Source organism: Methylobacterium sp. AC433, from assembly GCF_979253015.1.
The window spans coordinates 33,592-53,904 of sequence record NZ_CEEDBN010000002.1 but is presented as its reverse complement, the minus strand read 5'-3'; the positions used below and the strand labels follow the sequence as shown (position 1 = coordinate 53,904).

Here is a 20,313-nt window from a genome sequence, read left to right as displayed (position 1 = left end):
ACCGGGCGATCAGGTCCGGTTCTCGGCGCCGATCACCGAGAAGCCCTGACGCTCGAAGAAATTGCGCGCGGCCGGGCTGCGCAGGTAGGCGAGGAGCGCCGCCGCATCCGGGTTGGTCGAATCCTTCGTCAGCGCCACGGGATAGATCACGGGCGGGTGGCTCGCGGCCGGAAAGGTGGCGACCACCTTCACGCTCGGGTCCGAGACCGCATCGGTGGCGTAGACGATGCCCAGCGGCGCCTCGCCGCGGGCCACGAGGAGGAGCGCCGCCCGCACGTTCTCGGCCTGGGCGACCCGGCCCTTCACGCCCTCCCAGGCGCCGAGGTTCTCGAGCGCCGCCTTGCCGTACTTGCCGGCCGGCACCGCCTCGACGTTGCCCATGGCGATGCGCCCGTCGCCGAGGACCTTCGCGAGGTCGAGACCGGGCTTGAGGTCCACGGCCACGGGCGCGTCCTTCGGGGCGATCAGCACGAGGGCGTTGCGCAGGAGATTGGCGCGCGTGCCCGGCTTGAGGCCGTCCTTGCCCGCCACGTAGTCCATCCAGGCGAGATCGGCGGAGACGAACAGGTCGGCCGGCGCGCCGGCCTCGATCTGCTTGGCCAGCGCGCTGGAGGCCGCGTAGGAGATCTTGGCGGTCTTGCCCGTCTCCTTGGTCCAGGCGGCGGCGGCCTCGTCGAGGGCGTTCTTGAGGCTGGCGGCAGCGAACACCACCACGGGCGTCTCGGCCCGCGCCGGGGCGACGCCTCGGGCGAGCCCGAGGCTGCCCATCGCGCCCAGGACCACGCCGAGCAACATCCGTTTCGTCTGTTTCATGGCCCTGCTCTTACATTTTCCGCCGGAGCGCCCGCCATAGCATGGATCGGCGCCGACGCGATCAGGCGCCGTGCTCGTCCTCGTCGAGGAGCGGACGCTCGGAGCGGTGCAGGCGGCTGAGCAGCACGAGCATCGACCCCGGCATCGGTCCCGTCAGGGGCTCGGCGTCGGAAAAGACCCCGCGCTCGCGCACGAGGCGCCGGCGGGCCTTGGACTTTTCGGCGAGCACGACCGGCGTTCGACCGCCGGTTCTTCTGATTTTCATACGCACAACGCACGCTCCGACATCGAAATGAAGCTGGAGAAGCGACAGCAAACGCGGATGCCGGATTTCGGTTCCGGGCAGGCTCGAGCGCGTCGTGGCGGCGGGACGTCGCAGATGCGTGGTGGCGGCGGAACGGCGTGGGTGGTAGAGCCCCGGCCATGCTCGAAGGCCTGCCTCCCCACCGCCCGACCCACGTCCTGCGCCTCCTCACCGACGAGGGTTCGGCCCGCGCTATGACCGACCTCCTCGGCGAGATGTTCGATCCGACGCAGACGGCGGTGGCCGCCTTCGAGGCCGAGGACGGCCGGACCTGGCGCCTGGAAGCCTACTTCGCCGACGCGCCCGACGAGGCCATGATCCGCGACCTGATCCGCCCCGTGGTCGGTGCGCAGGCGGACGTCGCCACCTTCGAGACCATCGACCAGCAGGATTGGGTGCGCGCCTCGCTGGAGGGCCTGAAGCCGGTGCGGGCCGGCCGCTTCCTCGTCCATGGCAGCCACGACCGCGACACGGTCCGTGCCAACGACCTCGCCATCGAGATCGAGGCGGCGCTCGCCTTCGGCACCGGCCATCACGGCACCACCCTGGGCTGCCTCCGGGCCTTCGCCGGGATCCTCAGGCGCGGGCGCCCGGCCCACGTGCTCGACGTCGGCACCGGCACCGGCATCCTCGCCTTCGCGGCGGCCAAGGCCCTGCACAGGCCGGTCATCGCCGGCGACCTCGATCCGGAGGCGGTGACCACCGCCATCGGCAATGCCCGCCTCAACGGCCTCGGGCCCGTGCTCAGGCTCTACCAGGGACCCGGTGTGCGCCATCCGCTGGCCGACCGTCCGCGCCGCTTCGACGTGGTCTTCGCCAACATCCTGGCGCGGCCGCTCAAGGGGCTGGCGCCCTCGCTGACAGCGGTGGTCGCCGACCACGGCGTGCTGATCCTGTCCGGCCTCATCGAGCGCGACGTGCCCGGCGTGCTCTCCACCTACCGGCACCGCGGCTTCCATCTCGCCCGGCACGGGCTGATCGAGGGCTGGGCGACGCTCGTGCTGAAGCGCGGCGGCGCGGCACCGCGCCCGCGTCGGGCGTGGTTGCGGCCCCTCTGAGCCCGGCGTAACCCTGGGCGCCATGACGCGCCTCCGCTTCCAGACCTTCGACGATCCGAGCCACCGTCAGGGCGCGGCCCGCATCCGCGCCCTGCGCGAAACGCTGCGAACCGCCGGGCTCGACGGCTTCGTGGTGCCCCGCGCCGACGAGCACCAGTCCGAATACGTGCCGCCCCAGGCCGAGCGCCTCGCCTGGCTCACGGGCTTCACCGGTTCGGCCGGCACCGCCGTGATCCTGGCCGAGGCGGCGGCCCTCGTCGTCGACGGGCGCTACACCCTCCAGGCCCCCGCCCAGATCGACACCGCGATCATCACCCCGGTGCCCCTGGCCGAGACCAGCGTGGCGGCCTGGATCGGCGCCCATATCAAGCCCGGCCAGGTGCTCGCCTACGATCCCTGGCTGCACACGCCCGACAGCGTCGCGCGCCTGGAACGCGCGGTGACCAAGGCCGGCGCGCGCCTGCAGGCGGTGGAGGCGAACCCCGTCGACGCGGTCTGGACCGACCGGCCGCAGGCCCCGGCCGGCCCGGTGGTCGCGCATCCGCCGGCCCTGGCCGGCGAGTCCGCCGAGGACAAGCTCGCCCGCATCAGGACGGTCCTCGCCGAGGCGGACGATGCCGCCCTGGTGATCTCGGATCCGCACAACCTCGCCTGGGCCTTCAACCTGCGCGGCAGCGACGTGGCCCACACGCCCCTGGCGCTGGGCTACGCGCTGGTGCCGCGCACCGGCCGGGCCGCCCTCTACCTGACCTCGCCGAACCCGAGCCCGGAGCTGCGCGCCGCCCTGGCGCCCCTGGCCGACCTGCATCCGCGCGCCGCCTTCGAGGACGGCCTCGCGGCCCAGGCGGCGAACGCCGCGCGCCTGCGCCTCGACGCCGCCACGGCCGCCTTCGCCCTCAAGCAGCGCGTCGAGGCGGCCGGCGGCGTCGCGGATCTGGGGCCCGATCCCATCACCGCCATGAAGGCGGTGAAGAACGCGGCCGAGATCGCCGGCACCCGTGCCGCCCACCTGCGCGATGGCATCGCCGTGACCCGCTTCCTCGCCTGGCTCGATGGCCAGGGCGAGACGCTGACGGAGATCGCCGCAGTGGAGGCCCTGGAGGATTTCCGCGCCGCGGGCGGCCTGCTGCGGGACGTCTCGTTCCCGACGATCTCGGGCAGCGGCGCCAACGGCGCCATCGTCCACTACCGGGTGAGCCGGGAGACCGACCGGCGCGTCCTTCCCGGCGAGCTGTTCCTCGTGGATTCCGGGGCGCAATACGCCGACGGCACCACCGACATCACCCGCACGGTGGCGGTCGGCGACCCCTCGGAGGCGATGCGCGAGCACTTCACCCGCGTGCTCCGGGGCCATATCGGCATCGCCCGGGCGGTGTTCCCGAAGGGGACCACGGGGGCGCAGATCGATGCCTTCGCCCGCCTGCCGCTCTGGGAGGCCGGCCTCGACTTCGACCACGGCACCGGCCACGGCGTCGGGGCCTTCCTGTCGGTGCACGAGGGGCCGCAGCGCATCGCCAAGACCGGGACGGTCGCCCTGGAGCCCGGCATGATCCTCTCGAACGAACCGGGCTACTACAAGCCCGGCGCCTACGGCATCCGCCTGGAGAACCTCGTGCTCGTCGAGGCCCGCGCGGTGCCCGGCGGCGAACGCCCGATGCTCGGGTTCGAGACGCTGACGCTGGCCCCCTTCGACCGCCGCCTGATCCGCCCGGATCTCCTGAGCCCCGAGGAGATGGCCTGGATCGACGCCTACCATGCCCGCGTGCGGGAGGCCGTGGGGCCGGACCTCGACGCGGCGACGCGGACCTGGCTCGAAGAGGCGACCCGGCCGATGGTCGTGGCGGTCTGATCCGGCGCGCGCGGAGCGCCGGGCGGCCCTTGCGACCATCCCGCCTCTTTCGGACGACCGGAAAGCTGGGGACAAGGGACCTCGCGGCCTCGGGATTTCACCCCTGCACCGAACGGACGTAATCTCGACGCTTCCATCGCCGAACAGGACCCGATGATCCAGCTTCTCGCCCTAGCGCTCGCGCTGTTCGGCCTCGCTCCGACCCTCGCTTGCGCGCAGGGCTTCAAGGTGCCGGCCGACCTCGTGAAGGCGAGCCTCGTCGGGGAGCCCGCCGCGATCCGGTCCGGCGAACCCTTCACGGTCGCCATCCGCATGGTGATGCGGCCGCACTGGCACGTCTACTGGCGCAATCCCGGCGATTCCGGCCTTGCCCCGGAGGTCGCCTGGACGCTGCCGGCCGGGTTCTCGGCGGGAGCGATCCAGTGGCCGAGCCCGAGCCGCATTCCCGTCTCCCACCTGATGAATTTCGGCTACGAGGGCGAGGCCGTCCTCCTCGCGGAGGTGACCCCGCCGGTCACCCTGGCGCCGGCCAGGCCGGTGACGCTCCAGGCCAAGCTGACCTACCTCGTCTGCGAGCGCGAATGCGTGCCGGGCTCGGCCGAGCTCCGCCTGACCCTGCCGGTGGCGCAGGGCGGCACCAGCACGGGGGCCGCGCCGGGATCGATGATGCTGTTCGAGGCCGCCCGCGCGGCCCTGCCGGTGCCCGCGCCCTGGCCGGTGCGCTACGGCGCCGAGAACGGACGCCTGCAGGTCCACCTCGCAACCCCGCCGGGATTGGCGGCGGAGTCCCTCGCCTACTTCCCCTATGCCGAGACCGCCATCGAGAATGCCGCGCCCCAGGAGGCGCGCAGCGATGCGGACGGCCTGCACATCGATCTCGCCCGCGGCGACACCACCGAGGCCGCCCCAGGCTCCCTGCCGGGCGTGCTGACCTTCGACGAGGCGACCCCTGACGGCCCCGTGCGCCGCGCCTACGCCATCGGCGAGGCTCCGAGCCCGGCCGCCGCGTCGACGGCCTCGGCCGCAGCCGCGCCTGCCGCTCCGGCGCCGGTGCAGGCCCCTGAGGAAAGCCTGACCCTCTGGAGCGCGGCCGGCCTCGCCTTCCTGGGCGGCCTCCTCCTCAACCTGATGCCCTGCGTCTTCCCCGTCCTGTCGATCAAGGTGCTCAGCCTCGTGACACATTCGGGCGAGCCGGCGGGCCGGGTCCGGCTGCACGGCCTCGCCTACACGGCCGGCGTGCTGGCCTCCTTCCTGGCCCTCGCCGGCCTGCTCATCGTCCTGAAGGGGGCGGGCGCCGGCATCGGCTGGGGCTTCCAGCTGCAATCGCCCCTGGTGGTGGCGGGCCTCGCCTATCTGCTGCTCGCCATGGGGCTCAGCCTGTCGGGCGTCGTACATCTCGGCGCCGGCATCGCGGGCCTCGGCGACGGGCTGACCCGGCGGGCGGGCCTCGAGGGCTCGTTCTTCACCGGCGTGCTCGCCACGGTGGTGGCCACCCCCTGCACCGCCCCCTTCATGGGTTCGGCGGTGGGCTTCGCCCTGACGCAGGAGGCCGGCGTGAGCCTCGCCGTCTTCGCGAGCCTCGGCCTCGGCCTCGCCCTGCCCTTCCTCGTGCTGACGATCTGGCCGGCGGCCCTGCGGCGCCTGCCCCGTCCCGGCGCCTGGATGGACACCCTGAAGGGAGCGCTGGCCTTCCCGATCTACGCCACCGTCGCCTGGCTGGTCTGGGTCCTGTCGCAGCAGGTCGGCTCGGCCGGGCTGCTCGCCGCCCTGGTCGGGCTCGTGCTGGTCGGCCTCGCCGCCTGGGCCTGGGAGCGCGGGCACGGGGCCGGCCCGGCCGGCACCTGGATCGCGCGCTGCACCGCCGTGGCGGCCCTCGGCGCGCTCGCCGTCCTCACCCTCGGGCTCGACCGGGACCGGGCCGGAGCCGACACCGCCCGGGCCGATGCGGGCGCCTTCACCCAGGCGCGCCTCGACGGGCTCCTGGCGCAGGGCAAGCCGGTCTTCGTGAACATGACGGCGGCCTGGTGCATCACCTGCCAGGTCAACGAGCGCGCGGCCCTGCGCTCCGAGGCCGTCCAGGCCGGCCTGAAGGCCCGCGGCATCACCTATCTCAAGGGCGACTGGACCAACCAGAATCCCGAGATCACCCGCCTGCTGGAGCGCCATGGCCGCAGCGGCGTGCCGCTCTACCTGCTCTATGCCGGCTCCGGCGAGCCCGCGATCCTGCCCCAGATCCTCACCCCGGGCCTCGTGCTGGAGGCCCTGCAGGCGGTTCCCCTCGCGGCCACGGACCGCAGCGCCGCCCTGACCACGGAGCCATAGCCGATGCCCCGGACCCGCCGCCGTCTCCTCGCCGCGGGTCTCGCGGCGCTCCTCGCCGCCTTTAACCTGGCCGCCCTTGCCCTGGCCGCCCCTGCCCTGGCCGCCGGCCCGCAGGTGGGCAAGCCCGCGCCCGCCTTCAGCGCCCAGGATTCCGACGGCCGCACCGTCCGGCTCTCGGACTATGCCGGCAAGACGGTCGTCCTCGAATGGACCAACCACGACTGCCCCTTCGTGATGAAGCACTACGGCGCCCACGCCATGCAGGCGCTCCAGAAGACATGGACCGGCCGGGGCGTGGTCTGGCTCAGCGTCATCTCCTCGGCGCCGGGCGAGCAGGGCGCCGTCGACGGGGCGGAGGCCAACCGGCTGACGAAGACCCGGGACGCCGCCCCCACCGCCGTGCTCCTCGACCCTGCGGGCAGCGTCGGCCGGGCCTACGACGCCAGGACCACGCCGCACATGTTCGTCATCGCCCCGGACGGGACCCTCGCCTACCAGGGCGGCATCGACGACAAGCCCTCGGCCGATCCCGCCGACCTCAAGACGGCCCGGAACCTCGTCGACGCGGCCCTGACCGAACTCGCCGCCGGCCGGCCGGTCTCGGTGCGCTCGGCCAAGCCCTATGGCTGCACGGTCAAGTACGCCTCGTAATCCTGGCGCTTGACGGGAAAACATCCCTGCCCCAGCACGGCGCGATGAGCACCGATGCCGCGCCGCGCTGGACCGTCTTCCGCAACGGCGATTTCCGCCTCTTCGGATCGGCCCGCTTCCTGACCGGCCTCGCCTTCCAGATGCAGGCGGTGGCGGTGGGGTGGTTCGTCTACGACATCACCCGCTCGGCCCTGGCCCTCGGCCTCGTGGGCCTGGCGAGCTTCCTCCCGGCCATGCTCTCGGCCCTGGTCACGGGCCACGTCGCCGACACCTACGACCGGCGCCTCGTGGCGGCCCTGGCCTACGCGACGCTGGCGCTGGCGGATCTCGGGCTTCTCGTCGCCGCCTATTCCGGCACCACGACCCTGTGGCCGATCTACGGGCTCGTCGTCGTCATCGGCACCGGCCGCGCCTTCGCCAATCCGGCCCTCCAGGCGCTGCTGCCGACCCTGGTGCCCCGCTCGCTGTTCGGCTCGGCCATCGCCTGGAACGCCTCGCTCTGGCAGAGCGCCTCGATCCTCGGCCCGGCCACCGGCGGCTTCCTCTACGCCCTCGGACCGGCGGTGGTCTTCGGCGCGGCCGCGGCGAGCTTCGCCCTGGCCAGCGCGCTCATCCTGGCGATCCGGTTCCGGCCCGCCCCCGTCACGGAGCGGCCGCCCGTGACCTGGGAAACCCTCTCGGCCGGCCTGACCTACATCCGCACGCACCCGGTGGTGCTCGGGGCCATCAGCCTCGACCTCGTGGCGGTGCTCCTCGGCGGCGCCACCGCGCTGCTGCCGATCTTCGCGGCCGAGGTGCTGCATGTCGGCCCCCTCGGCCTCGGCGTGCTGCGCAGCATGCCGGCGGCCGGGGCGGTGCTCACCGCGATCGCCCTCGCCTATTGGCCGCTGCAGCGCCAGGCCGGGCTGCGCATGCTCCAGGCGGTGGGCCTCTTCGGCCTCGCCACGGTGGGTTTCGGCCTCTCGACCTCGGTGCCTCTCTCCATGGCCTGCCTGTTCGTCACGGGGGCGGCCGACATGATCAGCGTCTTCGTGCGCCAGACCTTCGTCCAGGGCGAGACGCCCGATGCCATGCGCGGACGGGTCTCGGCGGTGAACTCGGTCTTCATCGGCGCCTCGAACGAGCTCGGGGAGTTCGAATCCGGCACCCTGGCCGCCCTGATCGGCGCCGTTCCCGCGGTGGTGGCGGGCGGCCTCGCCACGCTCCTCGTCGCGGCCCTGTGGGGCCGGGTGTTCCCGGCGCTGCGGGCGCGGGACCGGCTCGTACCCGCGGAGTGAGGAGCGGGATTATCCCTTTTCCGAGACGTTCGCGATGTCTGAGGGATAATGCGTTCGGGACCAAATACTTAGCCTAGGTCTTAGCGCTCCAGGTCATGCTCTTCGTGCCGGTAAGGCCAAGCTTTTGTACATGACAGCTGCCTGCACGCGGGGGTAGAAAAACCTGCGGGAGGGCGCGATGGCTGACATCAAGGTGGTTGCCGGAAATTGCGGCAAGGGCAAAGGCACGTATCAGGCAGGTGTTCTGACCAGCCCGGACGGCGTCGAGCGCTCGGTCGAGGGCATCCTGACCGTCGAGGCCCATGGGGACGTCGCGGGCGCACGGAACTGGGGCGGGCAGGTACTCGAAGGCCTGAAGGGAAGCCTTGCCCTGGCGTCGAACATCGACCTGAGCGGGACCGCGCTTCTCGCTGCGACCGCCCTGACCTCGGTCTCCGCCGAAGAGTCGCAACCTCAGACTCTGCTGGAAATCACGTTCCAGGACGGAGGCCTGCTGATCGCCCTGGCGGACCCACGGCTTCCGGCGCTGATCAGCAACGATCGCGAGGTCCTGCAACGGGGCTTCGCCCGAGCGGCCCAGCGCGTGGCCCAGCCCGTCGCCGGACCGACGATTGCGGAATCGTCTTTGGTCTCCACGGCGAGCGAAGCCGCTCAAGCAGCGGTCGGCGCGGTCCAGGCCGTGACAGGCGCCGCCGGCGCGTCGCTGAGCTCGGCCTTCGGCTTCATGCGCCGAACCGCAGGCTCCGAACGCGGCTGAGGCGACAGCCGCGTCCGATGCGCCCTACTTTCCCGACAGCAGCGGCGACCAGGTCGGGTCCGAGGCGTAGGACGGGGTCGGCACCGGCTGCTCCACCTTGCCGGTGATGTCGACCATGTAGAGCTTGCCGCCGCCCTGGCCGCCCGGATCGCGGAAGAACAGCACGTACTGGCCGTTCGGCGCGAAGGTCGGGCCCTCGTTGTGGAAGCCTTCCGTGAGCACGCGCTCACCCGAGCCGTCCGGCTTCATCACGCAGATGGCGAAGCCGCCCTTGCGCTGGCGGGTGAAGGCGATGAGGTCGCCGCGCGGCGACCAGGCCGGCTGCGAGGCCGAGCCCTCGCCGAAGGAGAGGCGGGTGGGCGTGCCCCCCGAGGCGCTCATGACGTAGATCTGCTGCGAGCCGCCGCGATCGGATTCGAACACGATCTGGCTGCCGTCCGGCGAGTAGGTCGGCGAAGTGTCGATGGCGTTGCCGTTGGTGATCGGCGTCTGGGCCTTCGAGGCCAGATCCATGACCACGATGTCGGCGTTGCCGCCCTGCTGCACGCTCATGACGAGGCGTCGGCCGTCCGGCGAGAAGCGCGGGCTGGTGCTCATCGAATCGGCCTTGCCGAGCGCCTGGCGGCTGCCGGTCTCCAGGTTGATGACCTGGATGCGCGGCTGCTGGCCCGTGGTCTGGGTCATGAAGGCGATGTCCTGGGTCGCCGGGGAGTAGCGCGGCGCCACCACGGCGTTCTCGCCGTTCGTCAGCGCCCGCACGTTGGCGCCGTCCTGGTCCATCACCATCAGGCGCTTGCGCCGGTTCTCCTTGGAGCCGGACTCGTCCACGAAGGCGATGCGGCTGTCGAACCAGGGCCCGAGGCCGGTGATCTTGGTGTAGACCGCGTCCGAGATGAGGTGGCCGGTGCGGCGCGCATTGGCCGGATCGGTGCCGTATTGCTGGCCCGTCATCTGCTGGCCCGAGGTCACGTCCCAGAGGCGGAACTCGACCTTGAGCTTGCCGGAGCCGTCGCGGGCGACGCGACCCGTGATCAGGGCCTGGACTCCGGCCGCCCGCCATTTCTCGAAGCCCGGCACCGCGTCGAAGCCCGGCGCCTCGGGGAACTTCGCCTTCTCCACGGGCGTGAAGTAGCCCGAGCGGCGCAGGTTGTTCGTCACCACGCTGGAGACGAGGAGCCCCAGGCTCGGATCCCCGGAGAAATCCGTGACCGCGATCGGCATCGGCTGGAACGACCCGCCGCCGATGCGCAGGTTGAGCTGCGCCGCGGCCGGGGTCAGGCCGAACAGAACGAGGGCCAGGAGCGCGAGGAGCGACGTCAGGCCCCTGGAAACCGGGCTCTTGAGAAGACTGCGATGCATGATCGATTCCGTGGTCGTGGAAATGCGAGGACCGTGGGTGGGTCCGGAGAATGCGCGCGGATGGGACGGCCCCGCCTCGGGCGGAGGAAGCATCGGACCGTCCCGGACCACGCGGCGCGCGCGTGCGCGGCCCGGGCCGCCGCATCACGCCCGCGAGAACTCGAACTCCGCGTTGATGGCTTTCCAGTCGTTGTAGTACGGCGCGTACTGGGCCGGGATCTTGTAGGGCGCGCAGCGACGCACCGCGCGCTGGGCCGCCTCGGCGATCGAGCGGTCCACCGCGTTCGCGCCGCCGCGCATGATGCGGGGCTCGGAGGTGAGCGTGCCGTCCGGGTTGAGCCGGATGTCGAGCATCGGCAGGACGACGCCCTGGGTCGCACCCGGAGGCGCCACGTAGCAGCGCTCGATCTGCTGCTGCAGCATCCCCACCAGGGCGTCCCTGAGGGACGGTGACAGGCGCTGCGCGGTGCCGGTGGCCGCCCCCAGGGAGGCGGTGCGCTGGACCTCGCGCCCCGTGGCACCGGTGGATTGCGACGGCGCCTTCGAGGCCAGCAGGGAGCGGATGTCGCCCGCGCTGAACTTGTCGGCGAGTTCGGCCTGCTTCTTGGCCTTGGCCTCCCCGTCGGCCTTGGCCTTGGCATCCGCCATCGCCTTGGCCTTCGCCTTGGCGGCCGCATCGGCCTTGGCCTTGGCGGCGGCTTCCGCCTTCGCTTCGGCTTCCGCCTCGGCCTTCGCCTCGGCGAGTTCCTTCTGGCGCTCCACGTCCGCCTTGGCCTTCGCCTCCGCGACGGCCTTCGCCTTGGCTTCCGCCTCCTTCTCGGCCTTGGCCTCCGCGTCGGCCCTGGCCTTGGCCTCGGCCTTCGCCTTGGCGGCGGCAGCGGCCTTCGCGGCCTCCGCCTTCGCGGCAGCCTCGGCCTTGGCCTCCGCCTCGGCTTCCTGCTTCTCGATCAACTCGGCGAGTTGCTCGCGCTTGACCGCCTCGGCCTTCGCCTTGGCGGCGGCAGCGGCCTTGGCTTCCGCGGCGGCGGCCTTCGCCTCGGCGGCGGCAGCGGCCTTGGCAGCCTCGGCCTTGGCCGCCTTGGCCGCTTCAGCCTTGGCCGCTTCCGCCTTTGCGGCTTCCGCCTTTGCGGCTTCCTTGGCGGCTTCCTTGGCCGCCTCGGCCTTGGCTTCCTGCGGGTCGGGCTCGCTGGAGCGCAGCGGCATCTCCTCGGCGCTCGCCACCTTCATGTCCGCCGGGCGCTTCGGGGGCGCCGGGGCATCCACCTTGGCGTTCTCGGGCTCGCGCTCCTCGAACTTCTCGGCGACCCGGTCCGCGCGCGGCTTGGCGTTGGGTTGCGGCGCGTCGGCGTTGCGCTCGCCCTTCGTCAGCTCCGAATATTGCTGCTCGGTCATCACCTCGACGGGCACGCCCTCCTGCGCATCCGGCAGGGCGGGGGCCGCCACCGACAGCAGGGCGACCGTCAGCAGGCCGACATGCGTCGCCGCCGAGACCCAGACGCCCGGTTCACTGCGCTTGAAGGGAATCCGCACCGCCGGCGCCCGCTACTTCTGGTCCGGCTCGGTGACCAGGGCGACCTTCTTGAAGCCGCCGCCGGTCACGATCGCCATCACCTGGGCGACGCGGCCGTAATCGACCCGCTTGTCGCCGCGCACGAAGACGCGCTCCTCGAACCCGGCCTTCGAACTCTCGGTGAGCTTGGGGACGATGGTGTCGTCGGAGAGCTCGGCCTCGCCGAGGAAGACCTGGCCCGACTGGCGGATCGACAGGGTCACGGGCTTGGTATCGGAATTGAGCGGGCTCGCCTTCGATTGCGGCAGGTCGAGGGGCACGCCCACCGTCATCATCGGCGCCGCGACCATGAAGACGATCAGGAGCACGAGCACGACGTCGATGAACGGCGTCATGTTGATCTCGTTGATGGCCGCGTGCCGGCGTCCCCGCCGACGCCGTCCGCCACCACCCTGCGCTGCTCCGTGGGCCATGCCCATGATCGTTCCTCGGGTGTGGGGGTGGGATCAGGCGACGAGCGAGAGGCGCTCGTCGATCTGCCGGGAGAGGATGGCGGAGAATTCGTCGGCGAAGCCCTCGAGGCGCGACTGGTTCTTGGCCACCGTCGATTGCAGCTTGTTGTAGGCGAGCACGGCGGGGATCGCGGCGAAGAGGCCGATGGCCGTGGCGAACAGCGCCTCGGCGATGCCCGGCGCCACCACGGCCAGCGAGGTGTTCTTGGACGCCGCGATCGAGGTGAAGGCGGTCATGATGCCCCAGACCGTGCCGAACAGGCCGATATAGGGGCCGGCCGAGCCGATGGAGGCGAGGAAGAGCAGGCGGGACTCGAGGCGCTCGACCTCGCGCTGGATCGTCACGTCCAGCACCTTGTCGATGCGCTGGGACAGGCTCTGGATCTGGCGGCCGGAGCCTTCGAAGGAGCGCTTCCACTCCCGCATGGCGGCCACGAACAGGGCGCCCTGCCCCACCGGCTGGCGGTCGTTGAACGAGCGGTAGAGCTCCTCCAGGGAGCGGCCCGACCAGAACGCCTCCTCGAAGGCGTCCATCTCGGCCTTGGTGCGGCGGAACAGCAGGGTCTTGTCGACGATGATCGACCAGCACCAGATCGAGGCGCCGATCAGCCCGAGCATCACGACCTTCACGACGAAGTGCGCCTGCAGGAACAGGCCGAGCAGCGTCATGTCGGGGGCCGGCATCGCCTGCATGGCATCGGCTGGGTTCATGACATGATCCTCGAAAAACCCCGCGCGGAACCGTCACGGAACCGGTGGTCCGTCCTGCGCGCTTCAACCGGAACCTTGAGCGATTTCAAGGCTCAATGGCCCGCGAATCTGTCGAAAGTATGGGCCGGCCTTGTGCATCGCACGCGTCCGCTCCGACCGCAGTTAAGCACCCGGCAGGGTTAACATTCCCTTGCCGGGGGCCGGACTGGACATCCGGACCGCGATCCGGTCGCCCGCCATCGCGCGCGGGGGCGGTCCAGCTGATTGCCAGCGATACGCGCCGCGCGGCTGAACCGAAACGTCTCACCTTCGGTTTAACGAATATTTAACCAACATAGATTATGTTTTTCGAGTAGGGGAAATACTAATCACTACACAGAAAGCCTAGCACTATGAATAGTCAGAGGAAGATATTTGGCGCCTTGCGCCGGCCCCAATCCGCTGCTCAGGCCGAAACCCCGCTGCAAATCGATCCGGAAGCTGTGCTGAATGCCCTTCCGGTCAACGTTCTGGTGCTCGACCCCGTCACCGCGAATATCACCTATGCCAATCGGCGCAGCGTCGAGACCATGCATGCGCTGAGGCAATTCTTGCCGCGGGAAGTGAACCCCGACCGGATGGTGGGCACGTCGATGGACGTGTTCCACAAGAACCCCCATCACCAGCGCAGCATCGTCGCCGATCCGTCTCGCCTGCCCTGGCGCACCAAGATCCGGCTCGGCCCCAAGACCCTCGACCTGCACGTCTCGGCGGTGATGGCACAGGGCACCTACATCGCGGCGGTGCTGTCCTGGGCCGACGTGACCCCCTTTACCGACGCGATCTCGGCCTTCGACACCGCGATCCAGACCGCCCTGGATGCCGCCGGCGGCGCGACGGACACCATGCGCGACTCCGCCAACCAGGTCCTCCAGAAGACGGGCGAGACCTCCGACGCCGCCGCCACGGCGTCGTCGGGCGCCCTCGGGACCTCGGCCAACGTCCGGACCGTGGCCAGGGCCGTGGAGGAATTGAACACCGCGAACGCCGAGATCACGCAGCAGATGAACCGCTCCCGCTCGGTGACCGGCGAGGCGGTGGAGGAAGCGCGCCAGGCGGTGGCGAGCGTGCGCGCGCTCAGCGAGAACTCGAATCACATCGGCCAGGTCGTCGGGATGATCGGCCAGATCGCCAGCCAGACCAACCTGCTCGCCCTCAACGCCACCATCGAGGCGGCGCGCGCCGGACCGGCCGGGCGGGGCTTCGCGGTCGTCGCCAGCGAGGTCAAGGAACTCGCGGCCCAGACCGCCCGGGCGACGGACGACGTCTCACGCCAGGTCGCGATGATCCAGACCGCGACGACGTCCACGGCCTCGACCATCGAGCGGATCGCCGGCATCATCGCCCGCATCGACGAGAGCGCGATCTCCGTCGGCTCCGCCGTCGAGGAGCAGTCGGCCACCTCCACCGAGATCCGCCGCAGCGTCGAGGAGGCCTCGGGCCGGACCGAGACGGTGAGTTCCAGCGTCGCGGCGGTCGCCCTGAGCGCGACGGATTCGGCCAATTCGGCCGAGCGGATGCTGGGCGCGACGGCGGATCTCAATCGCGAGATCGAGGCCGTGGCGGCCGCGGTGAAGCTCTTCCTCGGCGAGGTCCGCAAGATCTGAGGCGGCGTGCCCGGCGACCGGGCATGGCGCCGCGTTCCGGCCCCGCGCGCGCCACGCTAGTCCCGGGGCGAGGGGTCGGGATCGCCCCGCTCCGGCGACAGGACCTGCCGCAGGCTGTCGGGCAGGCGGACCGCGCGCCCGTCCCGGACGCAGGCGACCACGACCTCGGCCTTCACGAGACGCTCGTCCCCGCGCCGGACCTCCTGGGCGAGGTGCATCGAGGCGCCCTTCATCGCGCTCGTCCAGGTCCGGATCTCGAGGAGATCGTCCATCCGCGCCGGCTTCGCGTAGTCGATCACCATGCGGCGCACGACGAAGTGCAGGCCGGCCGCGTCCCGGTGCAGGTCGGATTGATCGCCCGCGAGCCCGCGCAGGAGCTCGGTGCGTCCCCGCTCCATGAAGCGCAGGTAGCTCGCGTGGTAGACGAAGCCCGAGAAGTCGGTGTCCTCGTAGTAGACGCGCACCGCCAGGGCGTGAACGCCGGGTTCGGACTGGGTCAACGGCGAGTCTCCCGGTTTCGTGATGAAGAACTGCGCGGGCCGGCATAGGGCCCCGGGCCGGCGAATGGCCGCCCTGCGACGGTGATCCCCGCGGCGAAGGGCCGGCCCTGCCGCGCGGGCGGCTCTAGCAGATTCCCGAGGGCGGGCAACGCGCCCCTTCCGCGCCGCCGCCGCTCCGGGCCGATCGGCGCGGGCCGGGCATCCGGCCATTTCCCTGCGCAGAGCTAAAATCCCGCCCAAATTCGCGGAAGGAAAATTAATTCGTTCCCACGTTGATCAGCCAGAAGGCGCGCGTGCGCCGAGCTCTCGACGTTTTTGCGAAAAGACATCGATGCGCTCCGGCGCGATGTCCGTGCCGCGACGGCGGCACGCAGGATAGGATCATGTTGACGACCAGCGTTCGGAGACGATTGGCTCATCTGATCACCGCCAGCAAAGATCTTTACGCCGGCTCCTTCGTCTTGCTGGCGACGGCGGGCGGTATTCTCGGCCTAGCCATCGCCGCGAGCGCGGCCCTCTTCATCGCGGACCTGCACGGGCGGGCCATCACCGACACCGAGCAGAACCTCGTCAGCCTGACCACCGTCCTGGCCGACCAGGCCGACCGCGCCCTCCAGGCCATCGAGCTGGTGCAGGATTCCCTGATCGACGAGATCCGCGCCGCCGAAGTGGCCACCCCTGCCGCCTTCGCGACCCAGGTGGCGACGCAGTCCATGCACGATTCCCTGCGGGCGCGAACGGCGGCGCTGCCCCAGGTCAATGCCGTCACGGTGGTCGACCACACCGGCACGCTGCGCAACTTCACCCGGTTCTGGCCGATCCCGGACGTGAACATCGCCGACCGGGCCTACTTCAAGGCCCTGGCGTCGGACCCGCTGCTGCAGCGCTTCGTCAGCGAGCCGGTGCGGAACCGCGGCAACGGAACCTGGACCCTGTACATCGCCCGCAAGATCTCCGCCCCGGACGGGACCTTCCTCGGGCTCGTGCTCGGCGCGGTGGAACTGCAGTACTTCGCCGGCCTCTACGGCCAGATCGCGCCGCAGCCAGACTACGTCATCTCGCTGTTCCGCACCGACGGCGTGCTCCTGGTGCGCCATCCGCACCGGGAGAATGCGATCGGACGCGGCTATGCCACCACCGGCGCCGCCCTGATCGCCCTGCGCGACAGGGCCGGCGGCGTGACCCGAACGGTCAGTCCCATCGATGCGCAGGACCGGCTCGTCGCGACCCGCACGCTCGCGAACTATCCGGCGATCCTCAGCGTCAGCCGGACCACGGCGGCGGCCCTCGCGCCCTGGCGCCGCCAGGCCACGGTGCTGGGGGCGGCGGCCGGCCTCCTCGACCTCGGCCTCGTCGGGCTCTTCGTGCTCGGCCGGCGCCAGGCCCGCGGGCAGGCCATGCTCCTGCGCGCGGAGGAGCGGGCCCGGAGCGAGCGCGCGCTGCGCACGCAATATGCCCGCTTCGGCATCGCCCTCGACAACATGGCCCAGGGTCTCTGCCTGTTCGACCTCGACGACCGCCTGATCGTGATGAACGCGCGCTACGTCGAACTCCACGAGGTGCCCCCCGACCTGCGCCAGCCCGGCACGACGCTGGGCGCCATCCGGGCCTATCTCGCGGCCGGCAACGGCGATCGCCCCCCGCCCTGGCCGGCCTCGGACCACGCCTCGGCGACGCCGGCCTCCTTCACCTGGGACCTCGCCGACGGGCGGGCCATCGCCGTCAAGCACGTTCCGATCCGCGGCGGCTGGCAATGCACCCACGAGGACATCACGGAGCGCCGCCGGAGCGAGGCCCAGATCGTCCGGATGGCCCGGCACGACGCGCTGACCGGGCTGCCCAACCGCGCCTTCCTGCGCGAGCACATGGCGGACAGGCTCACCGCCCGCGATGCCGGCCGGCGGACGGCCGTGCTCTACCTCGATCTCGACGGCTTCAAGGGGGTCAACGACACGCTCGGCCACCCGGCGGGCGACGCGCTCCTGTGCCTGACGGCGCAGCGCCTGCAGGACTGCCTGCGCGCGTCGGACTTCGTGGCGCGCCTCGGCGGCGACGAATTCGCCATCGTCCAAGCCGAGATCGGCACGCCCGCCGATGCGGCGGAACTCGCCGCGCGCCTGGTCGCCGCCCTCCGGGCACCGTTCACGGTCCAGGATCAGGAGATCGTCATCGGAACCAGCATCGGCATCGCGCTCGTGGAGCCGTCCGATGCGGACAGCGAGGCCGTCCTGCGTCGTGCCGACGTGGCCCTGTACCAGGCGAAGGCTGCGGGCCGCGGCACCTGGCGCGTCTTCAAGGCCGAGATGGACAAGGACATCCAGCGCCGGCACCATCTCGGCGCCGAGTTGCGGCGCGCCCTGGCCGGCCATCAGTTCGAGCTGCACTACCAGCCCCTCGTCGCCGCGCGGACCCGGACCCTCAACGGCTTCGAGGCGCTGCTGCGCTGGCGCCATCCGGCACACGGCCTCATCGATCCGGCGACCTTCATTCCACTGGCCGAGGAGACGGGATTGATCCGCGAGATCGGCGCCTGGGTCCTCGCGCAAGCCTGCCGCGAGGCGGCGACCTGGCCGGACGCCCTGAAGCTCGCCGTGAACATCTCCTCCGTGCAGTTCGTCCGCGGCGACCTCGTCGAGGACGTGACGCGGGCGCTGATCGGCTCCGGGCTCGTGGCGAGCCGCCTGGAACTGGAGGTCACCGAATCCGTCCTGCTGCGCGACCAAGCCGAGACCTTCCGGATCCTGCACCGGCTGCAGGCGCTGGGCCTGCAGATCGCGATGGACGATTTCGGCACGGGCTATTCGAGCGTCAGCTACCTGCGGCGCTTCCCCTTCGACAAGCTCAAGATCGACCGGTCCTTCGTCCGCACCCTCGGACAGGAGAGCGGAAGCGTCGCCATCGTCCGGGCGCTGGTCGGCCTCGGCAAGGCCTGCAGCATGGGCGTGGTCGCCGAGGGCGTCGAGACGGCCGAGCAGGCGGCCATCCTCGAGGCGGAGGGCTGCGACGAGCTCCAGGGCTTCCTCTTCAGCCGCCCTCTGCCGGCGGCCGGCCTCGAGGACATCCTGACGCGACGGGGCTTCGCCGGACCGGGCCTCGCGGGCGCCCTCGACCCGAAGCGCCACCGCGACGCGGCCTGACGCCCCGGCCGGGCGCGCCCGGGCTCAGGCGTCCGGATCGTCGGAATTGAACAGGCCGAACTGTCCGCTCGGCTCGCGGCGGGGTTCGGGAAAGCCCATGTGGCGGAAGGCGTGGGGGGTGAGCATGCGCCCGCGCGGGGTGCGCTGGACGAAGCCCTTCTGGATCAGGAACGGCTCGATGATGTCCTCGATCGCATCGCGCGGCTCCGACAGGGCGGCGGCGATGGTCTCGATCCCGACCGGGCCGCCGTTGAAGGACGTCGCGATCATCGTCAGGTACTTGCGATCCATCACGTCGAGACCGGCCGGATCGACGTCGAGGAGTTGCAGCGCCCGGTCGGCGATGGCCCGGGTCACGGTCGGCGCATCGGCCACGATGGCGAAGTCGCGCACCCGGCGCAGCAGGCGCCCGGCGATGCGGGGCGTGCCCCGGGCGCGCTTGGCGATCTCGTTGGCGCCCTCCGGCGACATGCCGAGGCCGAGCACGCGGGCGCCGCGGCTGACGATGAGCTCGAGCTCGTCGACGTCGTAGAATTCCAGCCGGATCGGGATGCCGAAGCGATCGCGCAGCGGCGTGGTCAGCAGGCCCGCACGGGTGGTGGCCCCGACCAGGGTGAATTTCGGCAGCTCGATCTTCACCGAGCGGGCGGCCGGCCCCTCGCCGATGATGAGGTCGAGCTGGTAATCCTCCATGGCCGGATAGAGGATCTCCTCCACCGCCGGGTTGAGGCGGTGGATCTCGTCGATGAAGAGCACGTCGCGCTCTTCCAGGTTGGTCAGCTGGGCGGCGAGGTCGCCCGCCTTGGCGATGACCGGGCCTGAGGTGGAGCGGAAGTTCACGCCGAGTTCGCGGGCGACGATCTGGGCCAGCGTCGTCTTGCCGAGGCCGGGCGGCCCGACGAACAGCACGTGGTCGAGGGCCGAACCGGTCTTCCTGGCCGATTCGATGAAGATGCTCATGTTGGCGCGCGCGGCCCGCTGCCCGATGAATTCGGACAGGCTCAAGGGTCGGATCGACTGTTCCAGGTCGTCCTCGCGCCGCTCGGGCGTGAGGAGGGACTCGGGAAGGGGCTGGAGGGTCGGCGATTTGGGCGCCGACGCCTTCGAGGCGGGTCTCGGAGGTTTGCTCACGCGGACTCTCGGTGGCGGGCGGCGGCGCCCGCGTCCATCATCTGTTCTCCTGGCCGATGTCGCATAAAGGCGCCGTTCGCGCTACATTCCCATCGCCGCGCGGAGCGTGTGGGGCGCCGGTTCGTCGCAGCGGGAGAGCTTGCCGTGGCCGGTGCACCGCACGAGTTCGAATGGATGGCCCTCGACGATTTCGAGGAACTGCTGGCCGACAAGCCCCGCAACGAGCGCTGGGAGCTGATCGGCGGGCGCGTGGTCCGGATGATGGTCGGTGCGCGCTGGGAGCATGCGCGCATCGTTCAGAACATCGCCCTGGGCCTGGAGGTTGGTTTCCGTGCCAGGGGATCGTCCTGCCAGACCTTCACCGAGACATTCTACATGAAGAGCAAGCCCCTGGAGGCCGCGATGCTTCCGGACGTGCTCGTCGTCTGCGGCGACATCGAACCGGGCGCGACCTCGGTCGAGAATCCCACGGTTCTGGTCGAGGTGCTCGCACCCGGGACCGAGGCGCGGGATCGCTTCGGGAAGTGGGCGGTCTATCAGCAACTCGCCTCGCTTCAGCATTACGTGCTCGTGGCACGGGACCGACCGCATCTCGAAGTGTTCGACCGCGTCGAAGGGCGGTGGGGCGGCTTCCGGGTCATCGACGGCCTTGACGAAGTCCTCGAACTCTCGACGATCCAATCCGCGCTGCCCCTGCGCGATGTCTATTATCGCGTCCTGGCCGAGTAAGCCGGCCGAGCAAGCGCCGGGCACGGGCCCGGCGCCCCATCACTTCG

The 20,313-nt window shown here is 71.1% G+C and carries 17 protein-coding genes; 9 read left to right on the top strand and 8 right to left on the bottom strand.

The annotated features are described in order from the left end of the window. Window positions 1-9 precede the first annotated feature (9 nt). Both modA and AC0IWM_RS03750 read right to left on the bottom strand, forming a co-directional pair. Window positions 10-813 carry a molybdate ABC transporter substrate-binding protein gene (gene modA / locus AC0IWM_RS03755; protein WP_471753152.1) on the bottom strand — a complete coding sequence of 268 codons (804 nt, stop codon included), beginning with the start codon at window positions 811-813 and terminating at the stop codon, window positions 10-12. 61 nt (window positions 814-874) lie between these two features. Beyond that, complete coding sequence (locus AC0IWM_RS03750) at window positions 875-1,042, bottom strand: hypothetical protein (protein WP_471753151.1); 168 nt, start codon at window positions 1,040-1,042, stop codon at window positions 875-877. A gap of 194 nt (window positions 1,043-1,236) precedes the next feature. Between AC0IWM_RS03750 and AC0IWM_RS03745 the strand changes: the two genes are divergently transcribed. The 6 genes from AC0IWM_RS03745 (at window position 1,237) to AC0IWM_RS03720 (ending at window position 9,031) form a co-directional block, all read left to right on the top strand. Further along, window positions 1,237-2,175 (top strand): 50S ribosomal protein L11 methyltransferase, encoded by a 939-nt coding sequence (locus AC0IWM_RS03745; protein ID WP_471753150.1) that lies wholly within the window; start codon window positions 1,237-1,239, stop codon window positions 2,173-2,175. A 22-nt stretch (window positions 2,176-2,197) separates the two neighbouring features. Then, a complete protein-coding gene (locus tag AC0IWM_RS03740; RefSeq protein WP_471753149.1) occupies window positions 2,198-4,024 on the top strand; it encodes an aminopeptidase P family protein in 1,827 nt (608 codons plus the stop codon). Window positions 4,025-4,177: 153 nt separating this feature from the next. After that, window positions 4,178-6,346 (top strand): protein-disulfide reductase DsbD family protein, encoded by a 2,169-nt coding sequence (locus AC0IWM_RS03735; RefSeq protein WP_471753148.1) that lies wholly within the window; start codon window positions 4,178-4,180, stop codon window positions 6,344-6,346. Window positions 6,347-6,349: 3 nt separating this feature from the next. Then, a complete protein-coding gene (locus AC0IWM_RS03730; protein WP_471753147.1) occupies window positions 6,350-6,997 on the top strand; it encodes a redoxin domain-containing protein in 648 nt (215 codons plus the stop codon). 44 nt (window positions 6,998-7,041) lie between these two features. Continuing rightward, a complete protein-coding gene (locus AC0IWM_RS03725) occupies window positions 7,042-8,274 on the top strand; it encodes an MFS transporter (RefSeq protein WP_471753146.1) in 1,233 nt (410 codons plus the stop codon). A gap of 178 nt (window positions 8,275-8,452) precedes the next feature. Beyond that, the gene (locus AC0IWM_RS03720) at window positions 8,453-9,031 is read left to right on the top strand and encodes a hypothetical protein (protein WP_471753145.1); all 579 of its coding nucleotides are present in this window, start codon (window positions 8,453-8,455) and stop codon (window positions 9,029-9,031) included. A 24-nt stretch (window positions 9,032-9,055) separates the two neighbouring features. On the opposite strand, the gene tolB is transcribed toward AC0IWM_RS03720, so the two are convergent. From tolB to tolQ, 4 genes are all read right to left on the bottom strand, one after another. Continuing rightward, complete coding sequence (gene tolB, locus AC0IWM_RS03715; RefSeq protein ID WP_056465916.1) at window positions 9,056-10,390, bottom strand: Tol-Pal system beta propeller repeat protein TolB; 1,335 nt, start codon at window positions 10,388-10,390, stop codon at window positions 9,056-9,058. Between the two features lie 144 nt (window positions 10,391-10,534). Beyond that, window positions 10,535-11,920: a cell envelope integrity protein TolA gene (gene tolA, locus AC0IWM_RS03710; RefSeq protein ID WP_471753144.1), complete on the bottom strand. Its 1,386-nt coding sequence runs from the start codon at window positions 11,918-11,920 to the stop codon at window positions 10,535-10,537. 12 nt (window positions 11,921-11,932) lie between these two features. Next, window positions 11,933-12,379 (bottom strand): ExbD/TolR family protein, encoded by a 447-nt coding sequence (locus AC0IWM_RS03705; RefSeq protein ID WP_447677830.1) that lies wholly within the window; start codon window positions 12,377-12,379, stop codon window positions 11,933-11,935. A gap of 27 nt (window positions 12,380-12,406) precedes the next feature. Continuing rightward, window positions 12,407-13,123: a protein TolQ gene (tolQ, locus tag AC0IWM_RS03700; protein ID WP_056465906.1), complete on the bottom strand. Its 717-nt coding sequence runs from the start codon at window positions 13,121-13,123 to the stop codon at window positions 12,407-12,409. Window positions 13,124-13,605: 482 nt separating this feature from the next. On the opposite strand from tolQ, the gene AC0IWM_RS03695 reads away from it, so the two are divergent. Further along, window positions 13,606-14,769: a methyl-accepting chemotaxis protein gene (locus AC0IWM_RS03695; protein ID WP_471753143.1), complete on the top strand. Its 1,164-nt coding sequence runs from the start codon at window positions 13,606-13,608 to the stop codon at window positions 14,767-14,769. Window positions 14,770-14,825: 56 nt separating this feature from the next. On the opposite strand, the gene ybgC is transcribed toward AC0IWM_RS03695, so the two are convergent. Then, window positions 14,826-15,269: a tol-pal system-associated acyl-CoA thioesterase gene (gene ybgC, locus AC0IWM_RS03690; protein WP_471753142.1), complete on the bottom strand. Its 444-nt coding sequence runs from the start codon at window positions 15,267-15,269 to the stop codon at window positions 14,826-14,828. 383 nt (window positions 15,270-15,652) lie between these two features. Here ybgC and AC0IWM_RS03685 point away from each other — a divergent pair, with 383 nt between their 5' ends. Further along, window positions 15,653-18,406, top strand: a complete 2,754-nt coding sequence (locus AC0IWM_RS03685) for a bifunctional diguanylate cyclase/phosphodiesterase (protein WP_471753141.1) — start codon at window positions 15,653-15,655, stop codon at window positions 18,404-18,406. A gap of 24 nt (window positions 18,407-18,430) precedes the next feature. Here AC0IWM_RS03685 and ruvB read toward each other — a convergent pair whose 3' ends face one another. Next, window positions 18,431-19,432 carry a Holliday junction branch migration DNA helicase RuvB gene (gene ruvB / locus AC0IWM_RS03680; RefSeq protein WP_471753500.1) on the bottom strand — a complete coding sequence of 334 codons (1,002 nt, stop codon included), beginning with the start codon at window positions 19,430-19,432 and terminating at the stop codon, window positions 18,431-18,433. A gap of 249 nt (window positions 19,433-19,681) precedes the next feature. Here ruvB and AC0IWM_RS03675 point away from each other — a divergent pair, with 249 nt between their 5' ends. Next, the gene (locus tag AC0IWM_RS03675; protein WP_471753140.1) at window positions 19,682-20,266 is read left to right on the top strand and encodes a Uma2 family endonuclease; all 585 of its coding nucleotides are present in this window, start codon (window positions 19,682-19,684) and stop codon (window positions 20,264-20,266) included. The last annotated feature ends 47 nt before the right edge of the window (window positions 20,267-20,313 follow it).

Excerpts from the sequence above, each read along its gene's own strand:
- modA (WP_471753152.1), bottom strand. The coding sequence starts at position 813 with ATGAAACAGACGAAACGGATGTTGCTCGGCGTGGTCCTGGGCGCGATG.
- AC0IWM_RS03745 (WP_471753150.1), top strand. The coding sequence starts at position 1,237 with ATGCTCGAAGGCCTGCCTCCCCACCGCCCGACCCACGTCCTGCGCCTC.
- AC0IWM_RS03740 (WP_471753149.1), top strand. The coding sequence starts at position 2,198 with ATGACGCGCCTCCGCTTCCAGACCTTCGACGATCCGAGCCACCGTCAG.
- AC0IWM_RS03735 (WP_471753148.1), top strand. The coding sequence starts at position 4,178 with ATGATCCAGCTTCTCGCCCTAGCGCTCGCGCTGTTCGGCCTCGCTCCG.
- AC0IWM_RS03730 (WP_471753147.1), top strand. The coding sequence starts at position 6,350 with ATGCCCCGGACCCGCCGCCGTCTCCTCGCCGCGGGTCTCGCGGCGCTC.
- AC0IWM_RS03725 (WP_471753146.1), top strand. The coding sequence starts at position 7,042 with ATGAGCACCGATGCCGCGCCGCGCTGGACCGTCTTCCGCAACGGCGAT.
- AC0IWM_RS03720 (WP_471753145.1), top strand. The coding sequence starts at position 8,453 with ATGGCTGACATCAAGGTGGTTGCCGGAAATTGCGGCAAGGGCAAAGGC.
- tolB (WP_056465916.1), bottom strand. The coding sequence starts at position 10,390 with ATGCATCGCAGTCTTCTCAAGAGCCCGGTTTCCAGGGGCCTGACGTCG.
- AC0IWM_RS03705 (WP_447677830.1), bottom strand. The coding sequence starts at position 12,379 with ATGGGCATGGCCCACGGAGCAGCGCAGGGTGGTGGCGGACGGCGTCGG.
- tolQ (WP_056465906.1), bottom strand. The coding sequence starts at position 13,123 with ATGAACCCAGCCGATGCCATGCAGGCGATGCCGGCCCCCGACATGACG.
- AC0IWM_RS03685 (WP_471753141.1), top strand. The coding sequence starts at position 15,653 with ATGTTGACGACCAGCGTTCGGAGACGATTGGCTCATCTGATCACCGCC.